17 protein-coding genes and 1 pseudogene are annotated in these 18,851 nt (G+C 67.7%); 12 read left to right on the top strand and 6 right to left on the bottom strand.

The features are described 5' to 3' along the window. A pseudogene (locus M1247_RS28580) lies at positions 1–780 on the top strand (HNH endonuclease signature motif containing protein); the annotation flags it as partial. A 3-nt stretch (positions 781–783) separates the two neighbouring features. Here the strand turns inward: M1247_RS28580 and M1247_RS28585 are convergent. Next, on the bottom strand, positions 784–954 hold the full coding sequence (locus M1247_RS28585) for a hypothetical protein (protein ID WP_317159789.1): 171 nt from the start codon (positions 952–954) through the stop codon (positions 784–786). An 89-nt stretch (positions 955–1,043) separates the two neighbouring features. Beyond that, complete coding sequence (locus M1247_RS28590) at positions 1,044–2,258, bottom strand: MFS transporter (protein WP_317159790.1); 1,215 nt, start codon at positions 2,256–2,258, stop codon at positions 1,044–1,046. A gap of 86 nt (positions 2,259–2,344) precedes the next feature. On the opposite strand from M1247_RS28590, the gene M1247_RS28595 reads away from it, so the two are divergent. After that, on the top strand, positions 2,345–3,484 hold the full coding sequence (locus M1247_RS28595) for an ROK family transcriptional regulator (RefSeq protein ID WP_317159791.1): 1,140 nt from the start codon (positions 2,345–2,347) through the stop codon (positions 3,482–3,484). Positions 3,485–3,508: 24 nt separating this feature from the next. Here the strand turns inward: M1247_RS28595 and M1247_RS28600 are convergent, their stop codons facing one another. Beyond that, the gene (locus M1247_RS28600; protein ID WP_317159792.1) at positions 3,509–4,372 is read right to left on the bottom strand and encodes an LLM class flavin-dependent oxidoreductase; all 864 of its coding nucleotides are present in this window, start codon (positions 4,370–4,372) and stop codon (positions 3,509–3,511) included. Positions 4,373–4,448: 76 nt separating this feature from the next. Between M1247_RS28600 and M1247_RS28605 the strand changes: the two genes are divergently transcribed. Continuing rightward, positions 4,449–5,633 carry an MFS transporter gene (locus M1247_RS28605; protein ID WP_317159793.1) on the top strand — a complete coding sequence of 395 codons (1,185 nt, stop codon included), beginning with the start codon at positions 4,449–4,451 and terminating at the stop codon, positions 5,631–5,633. On the opposite strand, the gene M1247_RS28610 is transcribed toward M1247_RS28605, so the two are convergent. After that, complete coding sequence (locus M1247_RS28610; RefSeq protein WP_317159794.1) at positions 5,617–6,915, bottom strand: diiron oxygenase; 1,299 nt, start codon at positions 6,913–6,915, stop codon at positions 5,617–5,619. The genes M1247_RS28605 and M1247_RS28610 overlap by 17 nt on opposite strands. A gap of 140 nt (positions 6,916–7,055) precedes the next feature. Between M1247_RS28610 and M1247_RS28615 the strand changes: the two genes are divergently transcribed. After that, complete coding sequence (locus M1247_RS28615; protein ID WP_317159795.1) at positions 7,056–7,439, top strand: phage holin family protein; 384 nt, start codon at positions 7,056–7,058, stop codon at positions 7,437–7,439. Here M1247_RS28615 and M1247_RS28620 read toward each other — a convergent pair. Further along, positions 7,410–9,143 carry an FUSC family protein gene (locus M1247_RS28620; RefSeq protein WP_317159796.1) on the bottom strand — a complete coding sequence of 578 codons (1,734 nt, stop codon included), beginning with the start codon at positions 9,141–9,143 and terminating at the stop codon, positions 7,410–7,412. The genes M1247_RS28615 and M1247_RS28620 overlap by 30 nt on opposite strands. Before the next feature lie 41 nt (positions 9,144–9,184). Between M1247_RS28620 and M1247_RS36545 the strand changes: the two genes are divergently transcribed. The 5 genes from M1247_RS36545 to M1247_RS28650 all read left to right on the top strand — a co-directional run bounded on the left by M1247_RS36545 (position 9,185) and on the right by M1247_RS28650 (position 12,645). Beyond that, positions 9,185–10,039, top strand: a complete 855-nt coding sequence (locus M1247_RS36545; protein ID WP_458695263.1) for an Fpg/Nei family DNA glycosylase — start codon at positions 9,185–9,187, stop codon at positions 10,037–10,039. Positions 10,040–10,079: 40 nt separating this feature from the next. Next, positions 10,080–10,829 carry an SDR family oxidoreductase gene (locus M1247_RS28635; RefSeq protein ID WP_317159797.1) on the top strand — a complete coding sequence of 250 codons (750 nt, stop codon included), beginning with the start codon at positions 10,080–10,082 and terminating at the stop codon, positions 10,827–10,829. Positions 10,830–11,342: 513 nt separating this feature from the next. Then, positions 11,343–11,756, top strand: coding sequence for a hypothetical protein (locus M1247_RS28640; RefSeq protein WP_317159798.1), 414 nt, complete (start codon positions 11,343–11,345; stop codon positions 11,754–11,756). Positions 11,757–11,831: 75 nt separating this feature from the next. Beyond that, positions 11,832–12,125, top strand: a complete 294-nt coding sequence (locus tag M1247_RS28645) for a helix-turn-helix transcriptional regulator (protein ID WP_317159799.1) — start codon at positions 11,832–11,834, stop codon at positions 12,123–12,125. Then, on the top strand, positions 12,118–12,645 hold the full coding sequence (locus M1247_RS28650; RefSeq protein WP_317159800.1) for a hypothetical protein: 528 nt from the start codon (positions 12,118–12,120) through the stop codon (positions 12,643–12,645). The genes M1247_RS28645 and M1247_RS28650 overlap by 8 nt, the downstream gene beginning before the upstream one ends. A 1-nt stretch (position 12,646) precedes the next feature. On the opposite strand, the gene pgi is transcribed toward M1247_RS28650, so the two are convergent. Then, a complete protein-coding gene (gene pgi, locus M1247_RS28655) occupies positions 12,647–14,296 on the bottom strand; it encodes a glucose-6-phosphate isomerase (protein WP_317159801.1) in 1,650 nt (549 codons plus the stop codon). A gap of 50 nt (positions 14,297–14,346) precedes the next feature. Between pgi and M1247_RS28660 the strand changes: the two genes are divergently transcribed. The 3 genes from M1247_RS28660 (at position 14,347) to M1247_RS28670 (ending at position 18,849) form a co-directional block, all read left to right on the top strand. After that, entirely contained in the window at positions 14,347–15,795 is a 1,449-nt protein-coding gene (locus M1247_RS28660) for an NAD-dependent succinate-semialdehyde dehydrogenase (RefSeq protein ID WP_317159802.1), read from the top strand. 111 nt (positions 15,796–15,906) lie between these two features. Continuing rightward, complete coding sequence (locus M1247_RS28665; protein ID WP_317159803.1) at positions 15,907–17,925, top strand: acyltransferase family protein; 2,019 nt, start codon at positions 15,907–15,909, stop codon at positions 17,923–17,925. A 54-nt stretch (positions 17,926–17,979) separates the two neighbouring features. Further along, positions 17,980–18,849 carry a putative endonuclease domain-containing protein gene (locus M1247_RS28670; RefSeq protein WP_317159804.1) on the top strand — a complete coding sequence of 290 codons (870 nt, stop codon included), beginning with the start codon at positions 17,980–17,982 and terminating at the stop codon, positions 18,847–18,849. Positions 18,850–18,851 lie beyond the last annotated feature (2 nt).

Here is an 18,851-nt window from a genome sequence, read left to right on the forward strand (position 1 = left end):
CTCATCGCCCGCGACGGTGGCTGCACCAAACCGTGTTGCACCGTGGGTGCCTACGGCAGCCAGGTCCACCACGCCGTCGCCGATTGGGCTGATGGTGGCTACACCAATGTCGATGACATGGCCCTGGCGTGTGGGCCCGATAATCGCCTCGTCCATTCCGACGGCGGCTACACCACCACCATCACCGACACCGGCGAAGTCGCCTGGCACCCCCCACCCGCCCTGGATCACGGCCAAGCCCGCATCAACTACCACCACCGCCCCGAACTCCTGCTCACCCCACCCGAAAACCCCGAGCCTGACCCGAAGCCCGAGCCGGAACCCGAACTGAGGTCGGACGCGGAACCCGAACCGGGGAGGGACGCAGACCGCGAACCGGAAAGGCAAGCAGAACCCGAACCGGCGCCGGAGTGCGAGCCAGAACCTGAACCGAGGTCCGACACAGGACGCGAGCCACAGTGGAACGCGCAACGCGAACCACACTGGGACACAATCGCAGACCTCGACTGGCACCCCGAGTCAATCCCCGAGTGTGACCTCGAAGCGATCCTGGAATGGGACCGCGAGTGGGCCAACATGTACGACCAGCCCACCCCGACCCCACCGAGTACCGCCGACCTCGACCACCCGGCCCCGCTCAACCAGCCGATTCCCCTGGACTGGCTCGACGACGACCCCACGGCGATCGACTCCAACCCGGCCACCGATGCCTACCCCGACCCCTGGCAGAGCATCGGCAACGATTATGCTCACGGCGGCAAAGGAATACGCGGACCCTGAGATCTACGCAAGCCCGGGGCTTGCCCACCCCGCTGCACCCCACCTGCGGTCGATGACGCTACCGGGATCCAACCCGGTAGCGACCTCGACGAGCGCCGCCGCCACGATGGACGCAGACGCACGATCGTGCACCACCAGCCCCATCGACGGACGCCGACCGAGCCGCCCCATCACATTTTGAACTTTGTTATCTCGCAGGACATCGGTGACGGTTCGGGACGTGTTTCCGCGCGCTCGTCATGCGCCGGCAAACGGCGGGCACACTAGGGGCGGCGGCGCTGCAGCCCGACCGAGACGGTGAGCACCAGCAGCCCGCCGACGGCCAGTAGCGCACCGGCGGCGGCGGGCGCGGTGTAGCCGTAGCCGGCCGCGATCACCAGACCGCCCACCCAGGCCCCGCTGGCGTTGCCGATGTTGAGCGCGGAATGGTTCAACGCGGCGGCCAGCGTCTGCGCGTCGTGGGCCACATCCATCAGCCGGGTCTGCAGCGCCGGACCGACCGCCGATCCCGCCGCGCCGATCCCGAACAGGACCAGCAGCGCGGACCACGGGTTGTGGGAGGCCAGCACGAACACCGCCAGCAGCACGCCCAGCGTGCTCATGGACAGGTACAGCGCCCGGATCACCGACATGTCGGCCATGCGGCCACCGACCAGGTTGCCGACCACCATGCCGAGGCCGAAGACCATGAGTGCCACCGGCACCAGGGCGCGGGGCAGCCCGGCCACATCGGTCATCGTGGTGCTGATGTAGGTGTAGACGGCGAACATCCCGCCGAAGCCGATCATGCCGACCAGGACCGCCAGCCAGACCTGGGGGCGCCGCAGCGCGCCCAACTCGGTCAGCGGGCTGCTGACGTGCATCGCACGCAACTGGTCGGGTAGCCAGAACCACAGGGCTGTCAGCGTCACCACGCCGATCAGCACCACCAGGCCGAAGGCGCTGCGCCAGCCCAGTGCCTGACCGAGCCAGGACGCGACCGGCACGCCCAGCACCGTGGCGAACGTCAGACCGCACATGACGTGGGAGACGGCCTTGGCCCGGTTCTGGGGACCCATGAGGTGCGCGGCGGCCAGCGCGGCGATTCCGAAGAAGGCGCCGTGCGGCAGTCCGGCGACGAAGCGGGCGATCACGAGCGCCGAATACGACGACGCGACCATGCTGACCAGGTTGCCGAGCGTGAACACCGCGATCAGGCCGAGTAGCAGCGCCTTGCGGGGGAGCCGGGCGGTCAGCGCGGCGATGACCGGCGCGCCGATGACCACGCCGAGTGCGTATGCGGAGATGACGTGCCCGGCGACGGGCTCGGAAATCCTGAAGGCCGACGCGATGTCGGGCAGCAGCCCCATCGCGACGAACTCAGTGGTGCCGATGCCGAAGCCGCCGAGGGCCAGGGCGAATACCGCGAGCCACCGCACGGTGGGATCGGGCGCCACGACCGATTTGGAGCCGCCACCGCGTTCGAGGGTTGATGTCACTCGTGCAACGCTAACCGCACTTCCGCTCCCTCATCAACCTACTTTTGTATTTTGGAGGTGAAAGTGAGGGAGGTTACGCTCGGTATGTGACGACCGTCGGCGAGGTTCTGGCCCTGATCAGGGCGCGGGGCGATGTGACCCGTGCCGAGATCGGCCAGCTGACCGGGCTGTCGCGGACCGCGGTATCGGCACGGGTCGGCGCACTTGCCGACCACGGCCTGGTTGCCGAAACCGAGCAGGCCCCCTCGACGGGTGGCCGGCCGCCCACGCTGCTTTCGTTCAACGCCGAGGCCGGGGTGGTGGTGTCCGCCGCGATCGGCCGTAGCCGCACCCGGCTGGCGGTGTGCAACCTGGCCGGCGAGATTCTTGAGCTGGCCGATATCGATCAGCATCCCGAACTCGGGCCGGATGACCTGATGCCCGATGTGGTCAAGCGTCTGGACGCCCTGCTCGACGGCCATCGGGACAAGCGGCTGTTCGGGGTCGGGGCGAGCTTGCCCGGCACCGTCGACCGCCGCCGCGGCGCCAGCCTGAGCTCGCCGATCCTGCCGGGCTGGGACGGTGTGGAGTTACAGACCTATCTGCGGGAGCTCACCGACGCGCCCGTCGTGGTGGACAACGACGTCAACGTCATCGCGCTCGCCGAACATCACGGCGAGCGCCGCGCCGTCGACGACATGCTCGTGCTCAAGGCTTCCACCGGCATCGGCGCGGGCATCATCGCGGGCGGGGCGCTGCAACGCGGCGCGATGCAGGCCGCGGGCGAGTTGGGCCACAACAAGACGGCCGCCGCGACGGGGTTTCCGTGCCGCTGCGGGGACACCGGCTGCCTGGAGGCCATCGCGGGCGGGTGGGCGTTGGTGGCGGCGTTGCGGGAGGACGGTCGCCCCGTCAGCCATCTGCGCGACGTGGTGGCACTCGCGCATGACGGTGACGCCGATGCCCGCCGGCTCATCCGGGACAGTGGCCGTCACGTCGGCGAGGTGCTGGCCGCGGCGGTCAACCTGCTCAACCCCGCCGTGCTGGTGGTCGCAGGCGATATGGCGGGGGCCTATGACATCTTCGTCGCAGGATTGCGAGAAACGTTGTACGGCAACGCCACTGCCATGGCCACCCGGACCCTGCAGGTGGCGCCGTCGACCTACGGAGATCAATCCGGTCTGATCGGCTGCGCGACCATGGTCCTCGACGAGGTGCTCAGCGTCGACGCCATCGACCTGCTCTGACATCGCGGTGCTGGGCCGGAACGCCTACAGCTTGGCGATCACGTTCTCGGCGAACATCTCCAGATGGCGGATCTTGCGGTCCAGCGGCTCGGTGTCATCACCCTTGATGTAGGGCAGCCGGAAACCGACGATCACATCGGTGACGCCTTTGTCCTCCAGCCGCTTGATGCCGTCGAGGGTGAACGCGTCGGCCGAGATGACGTGGATCTGGAAGTCCTCGGCGGAACCTTCCTCTTTGCGAAGCTCATTGAGCCGCTTCAGGAGAACGTCCAGTTCGTCGGTGCCGCCGCCGTGCATCCAGCCGTCGCAGCGGGCGGCGCGGCGCAGCGCCGCATCGGCATGGCCGCCGACCAGGATGGGCACGGGCCTCGTCGGTGCAGGCGTCATCTTCGTCTTGGGGATGTCGTAGAACTCGCCGTGATATTCGAAGTACTCGCCGCTGGTGAGGCCGCGGATGATGTCGATGCACTCGTCCATCCGCTTGCCGCGGCGGGCGAACGGCACGCCCATCAACTCGTAGTCCTCCGGCCACGGGCTGGTCCCGACACCGAGCCCGAGCCGGTTGTCGAACATGGCGTTGAGCGAACCGGCCTGCTTGGCCACCAGGGCCGGCGGGCGGATGGGCAGCTTGAGCACGAAGAAGTTGAAGTGCAGCGTGGTGGTGGCCGCGCACAACGCCGAAGCCAGCACGAAGGCCTCGATGAAGGCCTTACCGTCCAGGAACTCCCGGTTGCCGTCAGGCGTGTAGGGATACTTCGAATCGGACTCGAACGGGTAGGCGACGCTGTCCGGAATCGTCATGGCGTGATACCCGGCCGCTTCGGCGGCCTTGGCCAAGGGGATGTAGTAGGAGAAGTCGGTCATCGCTTCGGCATAGGTGAACCGCATGCCCCCACACTAGAACGTGTTCTAGAACTTGCGCGGGTGGATCGCTGCATTCGCGCGGCCCGGCATGATGTCGGAGATGAGTACCACGGCACGCAGCGGTCGGCCCTGGCTCACCCGCAATGTGCGGGTGCTCTCGGCGGTATCGTTCCTGCAGGACGCCGCAAGCGAACTGCTCTATCCGCTGCTGCCGATCTACCTGACATCGGTGCTCGGTGCGCCGCCCGCGGTGGTGGGTGCGGTCGAAGGTGCGGCCGAGGGCGCCGCCGCGATGACCAAACTTGCCGCCGGTCCGCTCGGTGACCGCTTCGCCCGCCGGCCACTGGTCGCGAGCGGCTACGGGATGGCGGCAATGGGCAAGGTGATGGTGGCGGCCGCGGGGGCCTGGCCCGGGGTATTGGCCGGCCGCGTCGTCGACCGCCTCGGCAAGGGCGTGCGCGGTGCGCCACGCGACGCCCTGCTGGTCGACGACATCGACCCGGCCGCCCGCGGCAGGGTATTCGGATTCCACCGGGCGATGGACACCTCCGGTGCGGTGGTGGGTCCGCTCCTGGGCCTGGCAGGCTACGAGTTGCTCGACCACCAGATCGCGCCGCTGCTGTGGGTTGCGGTGATACCGGCGGTGCTCAGCGTCGCGCTGGTGTTCCTGGTTTCCGAGCCTCGCCGCGAGCGACCGGCCGCACCGCATCCGCCGATCTTCGCCAGGGTGAAGGACCTGCCCGGCCGCTACTGGCGCGTGACGGCGGTGCTGGTCGCGTTCGGGTTGATCAACTTTCCCGACGCGCTGCTGTTGTTGCGGCTCAACGAAATCGGCTTCTCGGTCGTCGAAGTCATTCTGGCCTACGTGACCTACAACGCGGTGTACGCGATCGCGAGCTTTCCGGCCGGTCTGCTGGCCGACCGCATCGGGCGGTTGCCTGTGTTCGCCATCGGGTTGGTGTTCTTCGCGATCGGCTACGCCGGTCTCGGTTTGACCACCGACCCGCTGGCGGCCTGGCTCCTGATCGGGGCGTACGGCCTGTTCACCGCGTGCACCGACGGCGTCAGCAAGGCCTGGATCTCCTCGCTGGTCGGTTCCGATCTGCAGGGCAGTGCGCAGGGAGTGTTCCAGGGCCTCAGTGGTTTTGCGATTCTCGGTGCCGGGGTGTGGGCCGGTTTGGCATGGGGCGCCGACGGACAACTGCCGCTGCTGATCTCCGGCGCCGCAGGCGGGGTGTTCGCGGTGGCGCTGCTCGGTACGGCCGTGCTCAACCGGCGACGGTGACCGCCACGTCGTCCAGCGTGAACGGAGGCACTCCCACGCCGGTGATCGACGCGGTTCCCTGCGCGGTGCGTTCAGTGATCCGCGCATCGACGCTGCGGGACCCGATGGTGAGCCGTACCGGCCCGGTCGCGTCGAGAGCGGTGTCGAGAATCGTTCCCCGCCAGTGATACCGGCCGTCGATCGGGTCCAGGTGCCCGGTCAGCCGCACCCGGACGGGTCGGTCATCCAGCCCCGGAATGTGCAGGGTGGCCGGGCCGTCGTAGACGTCGTCCTCGGCACTGATTGCGGCACTGATTGCGGCACCGGTTTCGGCACTGGGTTCGGCGAGCGAATCGCGGTCGGTCGTGAACGGAACCTGCTTGGCGGGCAGGAAGCCGGTGCGCCGCCACAGGCGTCGCGCGATCGGACCCATCAGCCCGACTTCCTGCAGGAATGCGGCCAGCGGCGCGAACCCGTCGATCTGCGTCTGGCGGCGATGTTCGCTGGCCCTGGCCATCCGGCGGGCCGCGCGGGCATCCAGGCCGACGCGCCGGTACTGCACCTTGTTGGTGAACAGGAAGCGGAAGAACAGGCCGCCGATGCCATTGAGGTTGCCCACCCACGCGCGGCTGATCCACGGCATCGTCGGGGTGCGTTTACGCAGCCCGTCGCGGGCGAACTGAATGTGCCGGGCCTCCTCGGTGACGTGAATGCGCATGAGCCGCTGCACCATTGGCTGCAATTCGGGATCATCCATCATCTGGCGCTGCAGCGAGTCGAAGATCTCTTCGCCGATCAGCGCGGCCACCCACAGCAGTGAGCCCCGGAACGCGAACGGCAGTCCGTTGATGATCATCCGCTGATAGAGCCGAGGCCGCACCGGCTTGGCACCGATCCGCTCGATCGCCTTGCCGAACATCACCATGTGCCGCGTCTCGTCGCCGAGTTCGGTGAGCTCATAGTGGGTGGCGTGCGCGGTGGGATCCTGGTGCATCATCTTGCGCAGCAGCGCCTGGTTGAGGATGTTCTCGAACCAGATGCCCGCCGAGAGCGTGTTGGCCAGCTCCTCGCGGGACAGCTCAACCTGTTGTTCCCTGGACATGCTGTCCCACAACGGTGTTCCGTACAGCGACACCACTTTCGGCGGCAGATAGAACTTGTCCGGGTCCAGGGGCGCGTCCCAGTCGATGTCGACGACAGGTGCGTAGGACTTCTTGACCGAGCCCTTGAGCAGCCGCTCGGAAAACTCGTCACGGCTCGCGGCCTTGGCAGATTTTGCAGCGGGTCGGACCGAAGAAGTCACCGTTGACGTCCCTTCGTTGACGTTTCGCCCTCGAACCTAAGTAGCGGTGCAGCAAGATGTCAATACCCACGGTACCGGATACTTTGGGTACCTGCAGGCGTGTGGACACACACCGGTTGCGCTCGGCAGACTGATCGCCCATGGGCTCATTTCTGTTGCGTGCCGCGGTGACCGGTTTCGCGCTCTGGGTTGTCACCCTCATCGTGCCGGGCATGAGCTTCATCGGCGGTGACACCGCACTGGCGCGGGTCGGGATCATCTTCGTCGTCGCGGTGATCTTCGGTCTGGTCAACGCGATCATCAAACCGATCGTGCAGATCCTGTCGATACCGCTCTACATCCTGACCCTCGGCCTCATCCACATCGTCATCAACGCGCTGATGTTGTGGATCACCTCGTGGATCACCGAGACCACCACCCACTGGGGTCTGCAGATCGACCAGTTCTGGTGGACGGCCGTCTGGGCCGCGATCGTGTTGTCGATCGTGAGCTGGCTACTGTCCTTCGTCACGCGCGCCGCGTAACGCGGACACCTGCTCGGCAAGGGCGGCGGCGGTATCGCTCGCGGCCCTGATGTCGCCGTCGCGTTCGGCCGCCCAGCAGGCGGCCGGCGTGCGGTAGGCGAGCTGCTCGGCGGCCACCACAGTGGGCCACATGCTCTCGGCGGCAACACGTTGCGCGGCTGACCCGCCGATGTCGGCGTCGTAGGCGGGCAGCAGTGCCATCGCCCGTAACTGCAGATCGCGGCGGTCGGTGCGGGCCTCGGCGGTGGCCACGGCGCCGGTGGCCAGGTAGGGCAGCGTGGTCGCGACCGCGTCGACCGTTGCCGAGATCGCGGTGGCCAGGCCCGGTCGGGATCGTCGGCGCAACGTCAGCCGGTACACCAGAAGGGCCACGGCGCAACCGATCAGGGTGTCCGCGCCGCGGGCCAGAAGCAGATCCCCGACATTGGTGACGGCATGCCCGCCCGACGCGATGGTCAGCGCGGCGGGGGTGATGAACACGACGGCCAGCGTGTAGTTGCGGACCACCCACATCTCGATGACGAACTGCAGCCCACCGATCACCAGCACCAGCCACAGGCCCTGCGGATGCAGTGCCAGGATCACCCCGGCGACCACGAGTCCCAGCCAGGTGCCCAGTGCGCGTTCGACACTGCGGGTCAGGGTGCGCAGCCAATCGAAGCCCTGGTGCAGCATCAGCACCGCGGCCGCCATCGCCCAGTAGGCGTGGTTCATGGTCAGCGCGGCGGCGACGGCACCGGAGATCAGCACGGCGACACCGACCCGCAGCCCCAGCCGCAGCGAGACCGAACCCGGTGTCAGCGCCCGGCGCAGCAACATCACCGCGCTGGGGCGGCCGAGCGGAACCCCTTCGGCGCCATGCTCATCGGTGATCGCGTCGGCGGGCACGGTGGCCAGATGCCTGGCCAGAGCGGCCCCGCCGGCCGGCACCGGTGCGCCGGAGTCAGCGGCCCGCATCGCCTCGGCGAACAACGCGTGCAGGCGGCGGCTCACCACCCGCAACCGGTAGAGGGCATCGTCGGGTTTGGGTGCCACCGGCTGGAAGGTCACCAGCGTGACCCACGCGCTGTGCAGCAGCTGGGCGCCCCGGTGGCGGGCCGCGGCTTCGGCGTCGCTGCCGATGGCGTCGAGGTACTGCGCGACGGCTGTCGCGGCGGCCGCCACCGCAGCCTTCTCGGGTCCCCGCGGGCGCACGAGTGCCCCGACCATGTGGACGCACCAGGCGAACATGCCGCCGGCGAGCACCAGCGTCGCGAGATGGCCCGGGCTCAGGTGTGTCGACACGGACCCGGTACCCGCCGCGCAGCTCAACACGAACATGTAGGCCCCGGGCGGTGGAATGGCCAGGGCATGGCACACCAGCACCGCCACCACCGCGATCGCGGTCACCGTCAGCACACCGAGCCACGGCGAGGACGCAGCCCAATCGCCGAGCGCCACCGCGACGGCGAAGCACACCGCGACCACCCCGAGGTACACCCCGCGGTTGAGATACGGCCGTCCGCTGCCGTAGAGCGAGGTAAACCCGCCGATGGTGGCGATCAGACCGGCGGCGGTATCGCCCGCTGCCCAGCCTGCGAATACCGGTACCGCCATACATATCCCGGCCCGCAACGCGAACGGCCAACGACGCTGCACCCTGTTGACCGCGAAGACGCCCCGCAATGGGTGGGGAGCCGGTTCGGGCGCCGGCCGGTCGGGCATGTTTACAGCATCCTCGGCATCCGGCTGCCACACTGGGAGGCGTGCCCGAACTGCCTGAGGTCGAGGCCCTCGCCGACCATCTGCGCCGGCATGCGGCCGGACGGACGGTCACGCGCGTCGACGTGGCCGCATTGTCGGTGCTCAAAACGTTCGACCCGCCGGTCACCGCACTGCACGGGCAGACCGTCACCGGTGCCGCCCGCTGGGGCAAGTACCTCGGACTGCAGACCGACTCCGCCTATCTGATCACTCACCTGTCGCGGGCCGGCTGGCTGCGCTGGTCGGACAAGTTGGCGCCGACGCCGCTCAAGCCCGGCAAGGGGCCGATCGCGTTGCGCGTGCACCTCGACGGGGCGGTCGGATTCGATCTCACCGAGGCGGGCACGCAGAAGCGGCTCGCGGTATGGGTGGTCTCCGATCCTGTCGATGTCCCGCAGATCGCCTCGCTCGGGCCCGACGCCCTGTCGCTGGATGCGGCCGGGCTTTCGGGCGTCCTCGCGGGGCAGAGCGGACGCATCAAGAACGTCATCACCGATCAGAAGGTGATCGCCGGGATCGGCAATGCCTACAGCGACGAGATCCTGCATGTGGCCAAGTTGTCGCCGTTCGCCACCGCGGGCAAGCTGGCCGAGGCGCAACTCGCCGATCTGCACGACGCGATGATCTCGGTGCTCACCGATGCGGTCTCGCGGTCGGTGGGGCAGCAGGCCGCAACGCTCAAGGGGGAGAAGCGTTCCGGGCTGCGCGTGCATGCCCGCACGGGACTGCCGTGCCCGGTGTGTGGTGACACCGTGCGGGAGGTGTCGTTCGCCGACAAGTCGTTCCAGTACTGCCCGACGTGCCAGACCGGCGGCAAAGTACTGGCCGACCGCAGGATGTCACGGTTGTTGAAGTAGCGGTTTCTTGACAGCTGTCTAACCAGGTTATCCTGCAGCGGTGACCCGTCAGAAGATCCTCATTACCGGAGCCAGCTCCGGCCTCGGTGCCGGCATGGCCCGGCAGTTCGCCGCCAAGGGCCGTGACCTCGCGTTGTGCGCCCGTCGCACCGAGCGGCTCGACGAGCTCAAGGCCGAACTCACCGACCGGCATCCCTACATCAAGATCGCCGTCGCGGCGCTCGACGTCAACGATCACGAGGCCGTACCCCGGGTGTTCGGAGAACTGTCCGAGGAACTCGGCGGCATCGACCGGGTGATCGTGAACGCAGGCATCGGCAAGGGCTGGCCACTGGGCGAGGGCAAGCCGTGGGCGAACAAGGCCACCATCGAGACCAACCTGGTCGCCGGCTTGGTGCAGATCGAGACCGCGCTGGAGATGTTCAAGAAGTCCGGCAGCGGGCATCTGGTCTTGATCTCCTCGGTGCTGGGCAACACGGGCGTGCCCGGCGGCAAGGCGGCGTACTGCGCGTCCAAGGCCGGGATGACGTCGCTGGGTGAATCGTTGCGCGCCGAATACGACAAGGGTCCGATCCGGGTGACCGTGATCGAGCCGGGCTACATCGAATCGGAGATGACGGCCAGGTCCGCGACCACGATGCTGATGGTCGACAACGAGACCGGCGTCCGTGCCATGGTCGAGGCCATCGAGAAGGAGAAGGGCCGTGCGGTGGTGCCACGCTGGCCGTGGGCACCGCTGACCCAGGTGCTGCGGCTGCTGCCGCCGCGTTATACGAAGCGTTTCGCGTAGCTTTTCGGAGGTTTAGCCCTGAGCCGTCGCGGGGTAGGCAAAACCACATGATGGTGAAACTGAGGAAACTAACGCCCGTACTGTTCACTGGCGCCGCGGCTGGAGCCATCGCGCTCGCCCCGGCCGCTCTCGCTGAGCCGGCACCCCCGCCGCCTCCGCCGCCGGGTTGCTTCAACCCGGACGGCACGCCGTGCACTCCCTCCGCGGGTCCGGGCGGCGCCGGCGCCGAGGTCCCCGGTGGACCTGGGGCTCAAGCGGGCTCTGACGGCCACGTCTCAGCGGGTGTGCCGAATGGCCCGTGGGCCGAAGCCGGACCTGGCGGCGGCGTCGCCTGTGTCCCGGGTGGCCCATGCCGGACCATCGACCTGCCGGGATAACCCACCCGTGAATTCGGCGCGGAAACGGTCAGCCAACTGATCGTTTCCGCGCCGCGTACTTTTTCGCGCCGGAACGGTCGCTTGCCGCCTGCCCCCGGGGGTTTTGATTTCCAGCGGTCGTGGGTAGACGACCGTCATGATGGCGAAACTGATTACCTCGATGTTCTTTGCAGGCGCGGCGGCCAGCGCAGTGGCACTGGCCCCGGTTGCCGCTTCGGAGCCACCTCCGCCCCCGCCGTGTGTCAACGCCGACGGCACACCGTGCGCAGACGTCGGAACCGCAGGTCCCGGCGGTGCCTCCGGCCAGATTCCGTACGGCCCTGGCGGTACGGCCGGACCCGGCGGGGCGAGCGGTTCGATTCCTTACGGCCCTGGCGGCAGCGCTGGGCCAGGTGGAGCGACCGGCGATATTCCCTACGGTCCGGGTGGAACTGCGGGACCGGGGGGTGCTACCGGCGAGATTCCGTACGGCCCGGGTGGCACGGCCGGTCCCGGCGGTGCCAGCGGCTGCGTACCTTACGTCGGCTGCGCCAGCGTTCCCGCCCCGTAACCCGCTCGCGCGGTTGACCATGTATTCCGGTTGATCATGTTGACATATTGTTGGGTTTTCCCAATAATGTGTTGCATGAGTCCGGTGAGACGAGGGGAAACGCTCCCCATCCACAACCGCATCGGTGTGCTCCGCGCCGAGCGGCGGATGACACGGGCAGCGCTCGCCACCTTGATCAACGTCAACCCGCAGACGGTTGGGGCGCTGGAGCGAGGCGATCACTATCCCAGCCTCGATCTGGCGTTCCGGATCTGCGACGTTTTCGGTTTGCCCGTGGAGGCGGTGTTTTCACGCACCGCCTTCACGCCTTTGTCTACCGAGCTCTACCGCAGACCCGCCCAACCGCAAGGGAGCGATGCCGATGTCTAGTCCGACCCTGATCGACCGGTACCAGGACTTCCGGACCCGACGTTTCCTCAAACACGAGCGCACCTACGCCAACACGCTGCGTAGCTGGCGTACCCAGCAGCGGCGCCGGATGCTGGTGGTCGGTCTGGGGATCGCGCTCGCGTTCATGTTCGCCGTCGGGGTGGTGTGCGCCTTCGGCGTCAAGTGGGCACCGGTGTTGTGGCTGCCTGCCTGCCTGCTGTTCTTCCCGCTGTGGATCATGCTGCAGATCGTGTCCGGCAGGCAGGGTGACGCTCCGTTGGCGGCACTCGACGAGTTCGAGTTGCAGCAACGCAACAACGCCCGCTCGATCGGCCTGACCCTCACGCAGTACCTGATGATGATCCCGATCTTCTACCTGATCATCGGAGCCGTCATCACCGAAGGAACCGACACCGCCATGGCGTATGCGGGCGGGTTGATGGTGCTCACCATCCTGCTGGCCGGGGGCTGTGCACCGACGATGATCCTGGGGTGGATCCGGCCGGACCCCGAGAGCTGAGCTAGGCCGATCGACCGCGCTCCACCCTGTAGCGCCGCACGAGGGCATCGGTCGACCCGTCGGTCTGCTCGGCCGGTGACGCCGCGGCGGTGATCACCGGCAGCAGCGCCTTGGCCTGCGTCTTGCCCAGCTCCACACCCCACTGGTCGAACGAGTCGATGCCCCAGATCACGCCTTCGGTGAAAACCTGGTGCTCGTAGAGGGCGATCAGCTGCCCCACCACCGACGGGGTCAGCTGCGTGGCCAGGATCGAGGTGGTGGGCCGGTTGCCCGGCATCACCTTGTGCGGCACCACATGTGCGGGTGTGCCTTCACCGGCGATCTCATCTGCTGTCTTGCCGAAGCCCAGCACCTGGGTCTGGGCGAAGAAGTTGCTCATCAACAGGTCGTGCATGCTGCCGGTGCCGTCGGCGGTCGGCAGATCATCGGTGGGCTGGGAGAACCCGATGAAGTCGGCCGGGATCAGCCGGGTGCCCTGGTGCAGCAGTTGGTAGAAGGCGTGCTGGCCGTTGGTTCCCGGTTCACCCCAATAGATTTCGCCAGTGTCGGTACTCACCGCGGACCCGTCGGCGCGCACCGATTTGCCGTTGGACTCCATGGTCAGCTGCTGTAGGTACGCCGCAAACCGGGACAGGTCATTGGAGTACGGCAGCACCGCACGGGATTGTGCGCCAAAGAAATTCGAATACCACAGCCCGATCATCCCGAGCAGCACCGGGGCGTTCTGGGTCAAGGGAGCGGTACGAAAATGTTCGTCGACAAGGTGGAAGCCCGCCAAGAATTCGGCGAAACGTTCGCGACCGATCGCCGCCATCACCGAGAGCCCGATCGCCGAGTCCACCGAGTACCGGCCGCCGACCCAGTCCCAGAAACCGAACATGTTGTCGGTGTTGATGCCGAACTCGTCGACCAGCTTCTTGTTGGTGGAGACGGCCACGAAGTGCTTGGACACCGCGGCGTCACCCAACGCATCGACCAGCCAGCGCCGCGCTGCGGTCGCGTTGGTCAGCGTCTCAAGCGTCGAGAACGTCTTGGAGGCGACGATGAAAAGCGTTGTGGCCGGGTCCAGATCGGACAGCGTCGCGACGAGGTCGGCCGGGTCCACGTTGGACACGAACCGCGCCGAGATGCCCGCGTCGGCGTAGTGGCGCAACGCGTCGTACACCATCACCGGGCCCAGGTCCGAACCGCCGATACCGATGTTGACGACGGTGGTGATGCGTTTGCCGGTGGCGCCGGTCCACTCGCCGCTGCGCAGCCGGTCGGTGAAGTCGCCCATCCGATCGAGAACGTCGTGCACGTCAGCGACGACGTTCTGGCCGTCCACGGTCAACGAGGCGTCGGCGGGCAACCGCAGCGCGGTGTGCAGTACCGCCCGGTCCTCGGAGGTGTTGATGTGCTCGCCGGTGAACATCGCGTCGCGACGTTGCTCGAGACCGGCCGCATCGGCCAGGTCGACCAGCAACTCGAGGGTGCGGCGGGTGATCCGGTGCTTGCTGTAGTCGATGTAGAGGTCGCCGACGGTGAGCGCGAGCTCGGTTCCGCGCGAGGGATCTTCGGCAAAGAACTCGCGCAGATGTTTGGCGCCGATCTCGTCATGGTGGGCCGAGAGCGCCTGCCATGCGGGAGTCGAGGTGATGTCAGCACTCATTCTGTTGACCTTAGTGCGACGTTCGGTTCAAAGGTGTACATGATGGATGTATGCACATTGAAGAGCTGATTTCATCCGTGCCGACAGGATTGTGGATCGGCGGTGAGGAGCGCGAGGCCGGCTCGACCTTCAACGTCCTCGATCCCAGCGACGATCACGTGCTGACCGCGGTCGCCGACGCCACCGCCGACGATGCGGTCGCCGCACTTGACGCGGCCTGCGCGGTGCAGGCGGACTGGGCGGCCACCCCGGCCCGCGAGCGCGGCGAAGTTCTGCGTTCGGTGTTCGAGACCATCACCGCCCGCGCCGACGATATCGCCGCGCTGATGACCCTGGAAATGGGCAAGGTGCTGGCCGAGAGCAAGGGCGAGGTCAAATACGGGGCCGAGTTCTTCCGATGGTTCGCCGAAGAAGCGGTGCGTATCGACGGCCGCTACACGCAGAGCCCCGCGGGTACCGGCCGCATCATCGTGACCAAGCAGGCCGTCGGCCCGTGTTACGCGATCACGCCGTGGAATTTCCCGCTGGCCATGGGCACCCGCAAGATGGGCCCGGCCTTCGCCGCAGGCTGCACCATGATCGTCAAGCCTGCCCAGGAAACTCCGCTGACCATGCTGCTGCTGGCCAAGCTGATGGATGAGGCGGGCCTGCCCAAGGGCGTGCTGTCGGTGCTGCCGACCAGCAACCCCCGCCCGGTCACCGAGGCGCTGATCGACGACGGCCGGCTGCGCAAGCTGACCTTCACCGGCTCGACCGGTGTGGGCAAGGCGCTGGTGAAGCAGTCCGCGGACAAGCTGCTGCGGACCTCGATGGAGCTGGGCGGCAACGCACCGTTCATCGTGTTCGACGACGCTGACGTGGACGCGGCCGTCGACGGGGCGATCCTGGCCAAGATGCGCAACGGCGGTGAGGCCTGCACGGCCGCCAACCGGTTCCACGTGGCGAACTCGGTGCGCGAGGAGTTCACCGAGAAGCTCGTCAAGCGGATGAGCGAATTCACCCTCGGCAAGGGCATCGACGAGTCGTCGACCCTGGGCCCGCTGATCAATGCCAAGCAGGTTGCCACGGTCACCGAGCTGGTGTCCGATGCGGTGTCCCGCGGCGCGACGGTCGCGGTCGGCGGCGTCGCCCCCGACGGCCCCGGCCACTTCTACCCCGCCACAGTCCTGGCCGACGTGCCCGCCGACGCCCGCATCCTCTCCGAGGAGGTGTTCGGGCCGGTCGCCCCGATCACCGGATTCGACACCGAGGACGAAGGCATCGCGGCGGCCAACGACACCGAATACGGCCTGGCCGCCTACATCTACACGCAATCACTGGACCGCGCGCTCCGTGTGGCCGAGGGCATCGAGTCCGGGATGGTCGGTGTCAACCGCGGTGTCATCTCCGATCCGGCCGCGCCGTTCGGCGGCATCAAGGAGTCCGGGTTCGGCCGCGAAGGCGGCACCGAGGGCATCGAGGAGTACCTCGACACCAAGTACATTGCGCTGACCAAGTAGCCAATCCGGCGAGCAGACGCGAAAGTCCCCCGACACGCCGCTGTCGGGGGACTTTCGCGTCTGCTCGCCGGGGATAGTCTTGTGCTTCGACGCCAGACGGGAGGGCATGAGGTGACTGCGGCGCCGGTCCGTGCTGCCGGTCGACGCCGGACGGTTCCTGCCCGCCGCGATATCCCGGCCCTCGACGGCATCCGCGCCATTGCGGTGCTGCTGGTGTTGGCCGATCACGGCGGTGTTCCCGGGATGGCCGGCGGATTCCTCGGTGTCGATATCTTCTTCGTGCTCAGCGGATTTCTGATCACCTCGCTGCTGCTCGACGAGTTCCGCAGGACCGACCGCATCGATCTCAAAGGCTTCTGGACCCGCCGGGTCCGTCGGCTGCTGCCCGCGGTGATCGTGATGACGCTGGCGGTCGTCGCGGCTCAGGCGCTGTTCCCGCCCGATGCGATCACGTCGTTGCGGGACGACGCGCTCGCGGCGTTCTTCTGGGTTGCCAACTGGGCGTTCGTCGTTCAGCGGGCCGACTACTTCAGCCAGGGCGCGACGGCGTCGCCGCTGCAGCACACGTGGTCGCTCGGCGTGGAGGAGCAGTACTACCTGATCTGGCCGGTGCTGGTGCTGGCCACGATCATGCTGGTGCGCAAGCGGTTTCCGCAGGCGGTGCGGATGGCGGTGTTCACGCTCGCGGCGGCAGGAGCGGCGGCATCGGCGGTCGCGGCGATCGTGTTCGTCGACGAGGACTCGCTCAACCGGGTGTATTTCGGCACCGACACCCGCGCGCAGGCCCTGCTGGTGGGGGCGGCGGCAGCGGCGCTGTTGGTGCGGGACTGGTCGGCGCTCACGGTGTCGGGCACCTTGATCCGTGCGCGATGGCGACGCTGGGTCGCCTGGCTGTTGCCCGTGCTCGGGCTGGCGGTGCTGGGCGTGGCCACGCATCTGGCGACCGGCAGTGCCGACGACTTCCGGCACGGGCTGCTGATCATCGTGGCGCTGGGCGCCGTTCTGGTCATCGCGCCCGTCGCGCTCGATCAGGACGGCTACGTCGCCCGGGCGCTGGCGTGGCGTCCACTGGTGGCGCTGGGCGCCATCTCCTATGGCGTGTATCTGTGGCATTGGCCGATATTCCTGATCCTCAACGGTGAACGCACCGGCCTGACCAGCTGGACGCTGCTGGCACTGCGGTGTGCGGTCACGGTCGCGGCGGCCGCGGCGTCGTGGTGGCTGATCGAGCAACCCGTCAAGCGCTGGCGTCCGGTGCACGTGCCGATGCTGAGGCTGGCCGCCGCGAGCGTGGCGACGGCAGCGGTGGTGGCCACGGTCGTCCTTCCCGTCGGCTCCGGGCCAACCCAACCCGGCCCCGACGTGATGTCGGCAGCCGCGGTCCAGCCCGACGTCGGCGCCGAGGTTCCCGTCGCGGTCGGCTCGCCGCCGGTGCGTCTGGCCCCCGGCACCCGCACGGTCGCGGTGTTCGGCGACTCGGTGGCGTGGACGGTGATGCGTTATCTACCGAAGACGCCGGGATTCAGCTTCACGGACTACACCACGATCGGATGCGGCATCGCCCGCGGCGGCCCGTACCGTTCGGCGGGCGAGACCATCAACCAGAAGCCCGAATGCGACACCTGGCCGGCACGGTGGAGCCAGCGCATCAAGCACGACCGGCCCGACACGGTGCTGTTGATGATCGGCCGCTGGGAGATCGTCGACCGGATGCACAAGGGCGAGTGGACGCACATCGGTGACGACGACTACGACAAGTACCTGCGCGGTGAGCTGCGGCAGGCGCTGGACATCCTCGGCTCGACGGGTTCGCGGGTGGTGGTGACCACCGCGCCGTACACCCGCCGCGGCGAGCGGGCCGACGGGAGCCTGTATCCGGAGGACCGGCCGGCCCGCGTCGAGGCGTGGAACAAGCTGGTGCGCGAGGTCGCCGACAAGCGGCCGAACGTGTCCGTGCTCGACTTCAACGCCAAGCTCAATCCCGACGGCGAATACACCGCACGCGTGAACGGCACCAGGATGCGCAGCGACGGCGTGCACCCCACCGCCGAGGCCGTCAAGTGGCTCACACCGTGGCTGGTGGACTCCCTCCGCGGAACTGCATTCCCGGTCGCTAAACCAGGCGGTTAACAACCCTGGTTGCCGTCTCGGTGAATTGTCGGGCCTGCCAAGCAGTATCCGCCCATGGGAACGATCTTCTTGGGCAGCGAGGCATTGGCGCGGGGCGATCTCACGCGCGGTCGGTTGCGGTCGGCTTACCGGCCGATATTTCCTGACGTCTACCAACTGCGGATCGCCGAGACCACGCTGTACGACAAGACCATGGCGGCCTGGCTGTGGTCGAAGCGTCGCGGCGTCATCACGGGTCGCGCGGCGGCGGCTCTGCACGGGGCGCAATGGGTGGACGAGGACAGCCCCGTCGAACTGATCTGGCAGAACCACCGTCCGCCGTCGGGCATCATCACCCACAACGACCGCTTCACCTGCGACGACGTTGTCGAGATCAACGGTATGGCGATCGCGACAATTCAGCGGACCGCGTTGGATCTCGGTCGATTTCTACCCAGGGGAGCCGCCGTCAAGCACCTCGACGCGTTGGCCCGCGCCACCGGACTGGCCGCCGACCACGTGCGGCCCCTCACCGAGGAATTCCGGGGCGCTCATGGAGTGCGGCGGTGCCGCGAAGCGCTTGACCTCATGGATCCCGGCGCCCAGTCGCCGAAAGAAACCTGGCTGCGACTGCTGCTCATCGATGCGGGCTATCCGGCTCCCCAGACGCAGATTCCGGTGCTCGACGACTACGGATACCCCTTCGCCTACCTGGACCTCGGTTGGGAGGATCTGAAGATCGCGGTGGAGTACGACGGCGATCAGCACCGTACCGACCGGGCGCAATATGCGTGGGACGTGATCCGGCTGAGAAAGATTCAGCGTCAGCGGTGGCTACACATCCGCGTCATCAAAGAGGACCGTCCCCGCGACATACTCAGCCGGGTCCGCGCAGCGTGGGCGCGCCGCGAAACGGAAACCAGGGCTGTTGAGCGGCCGGCTTAGTG

The organism is Mycobacterium appelbergii, assembly GCF_032883035.1.
GTDB lineage: Bacteria > Actinomycetota > Actinomycetes > Mycobacteriales > Mycobacteriaceae > Mycobacterium > Mycobacterium appelbergii.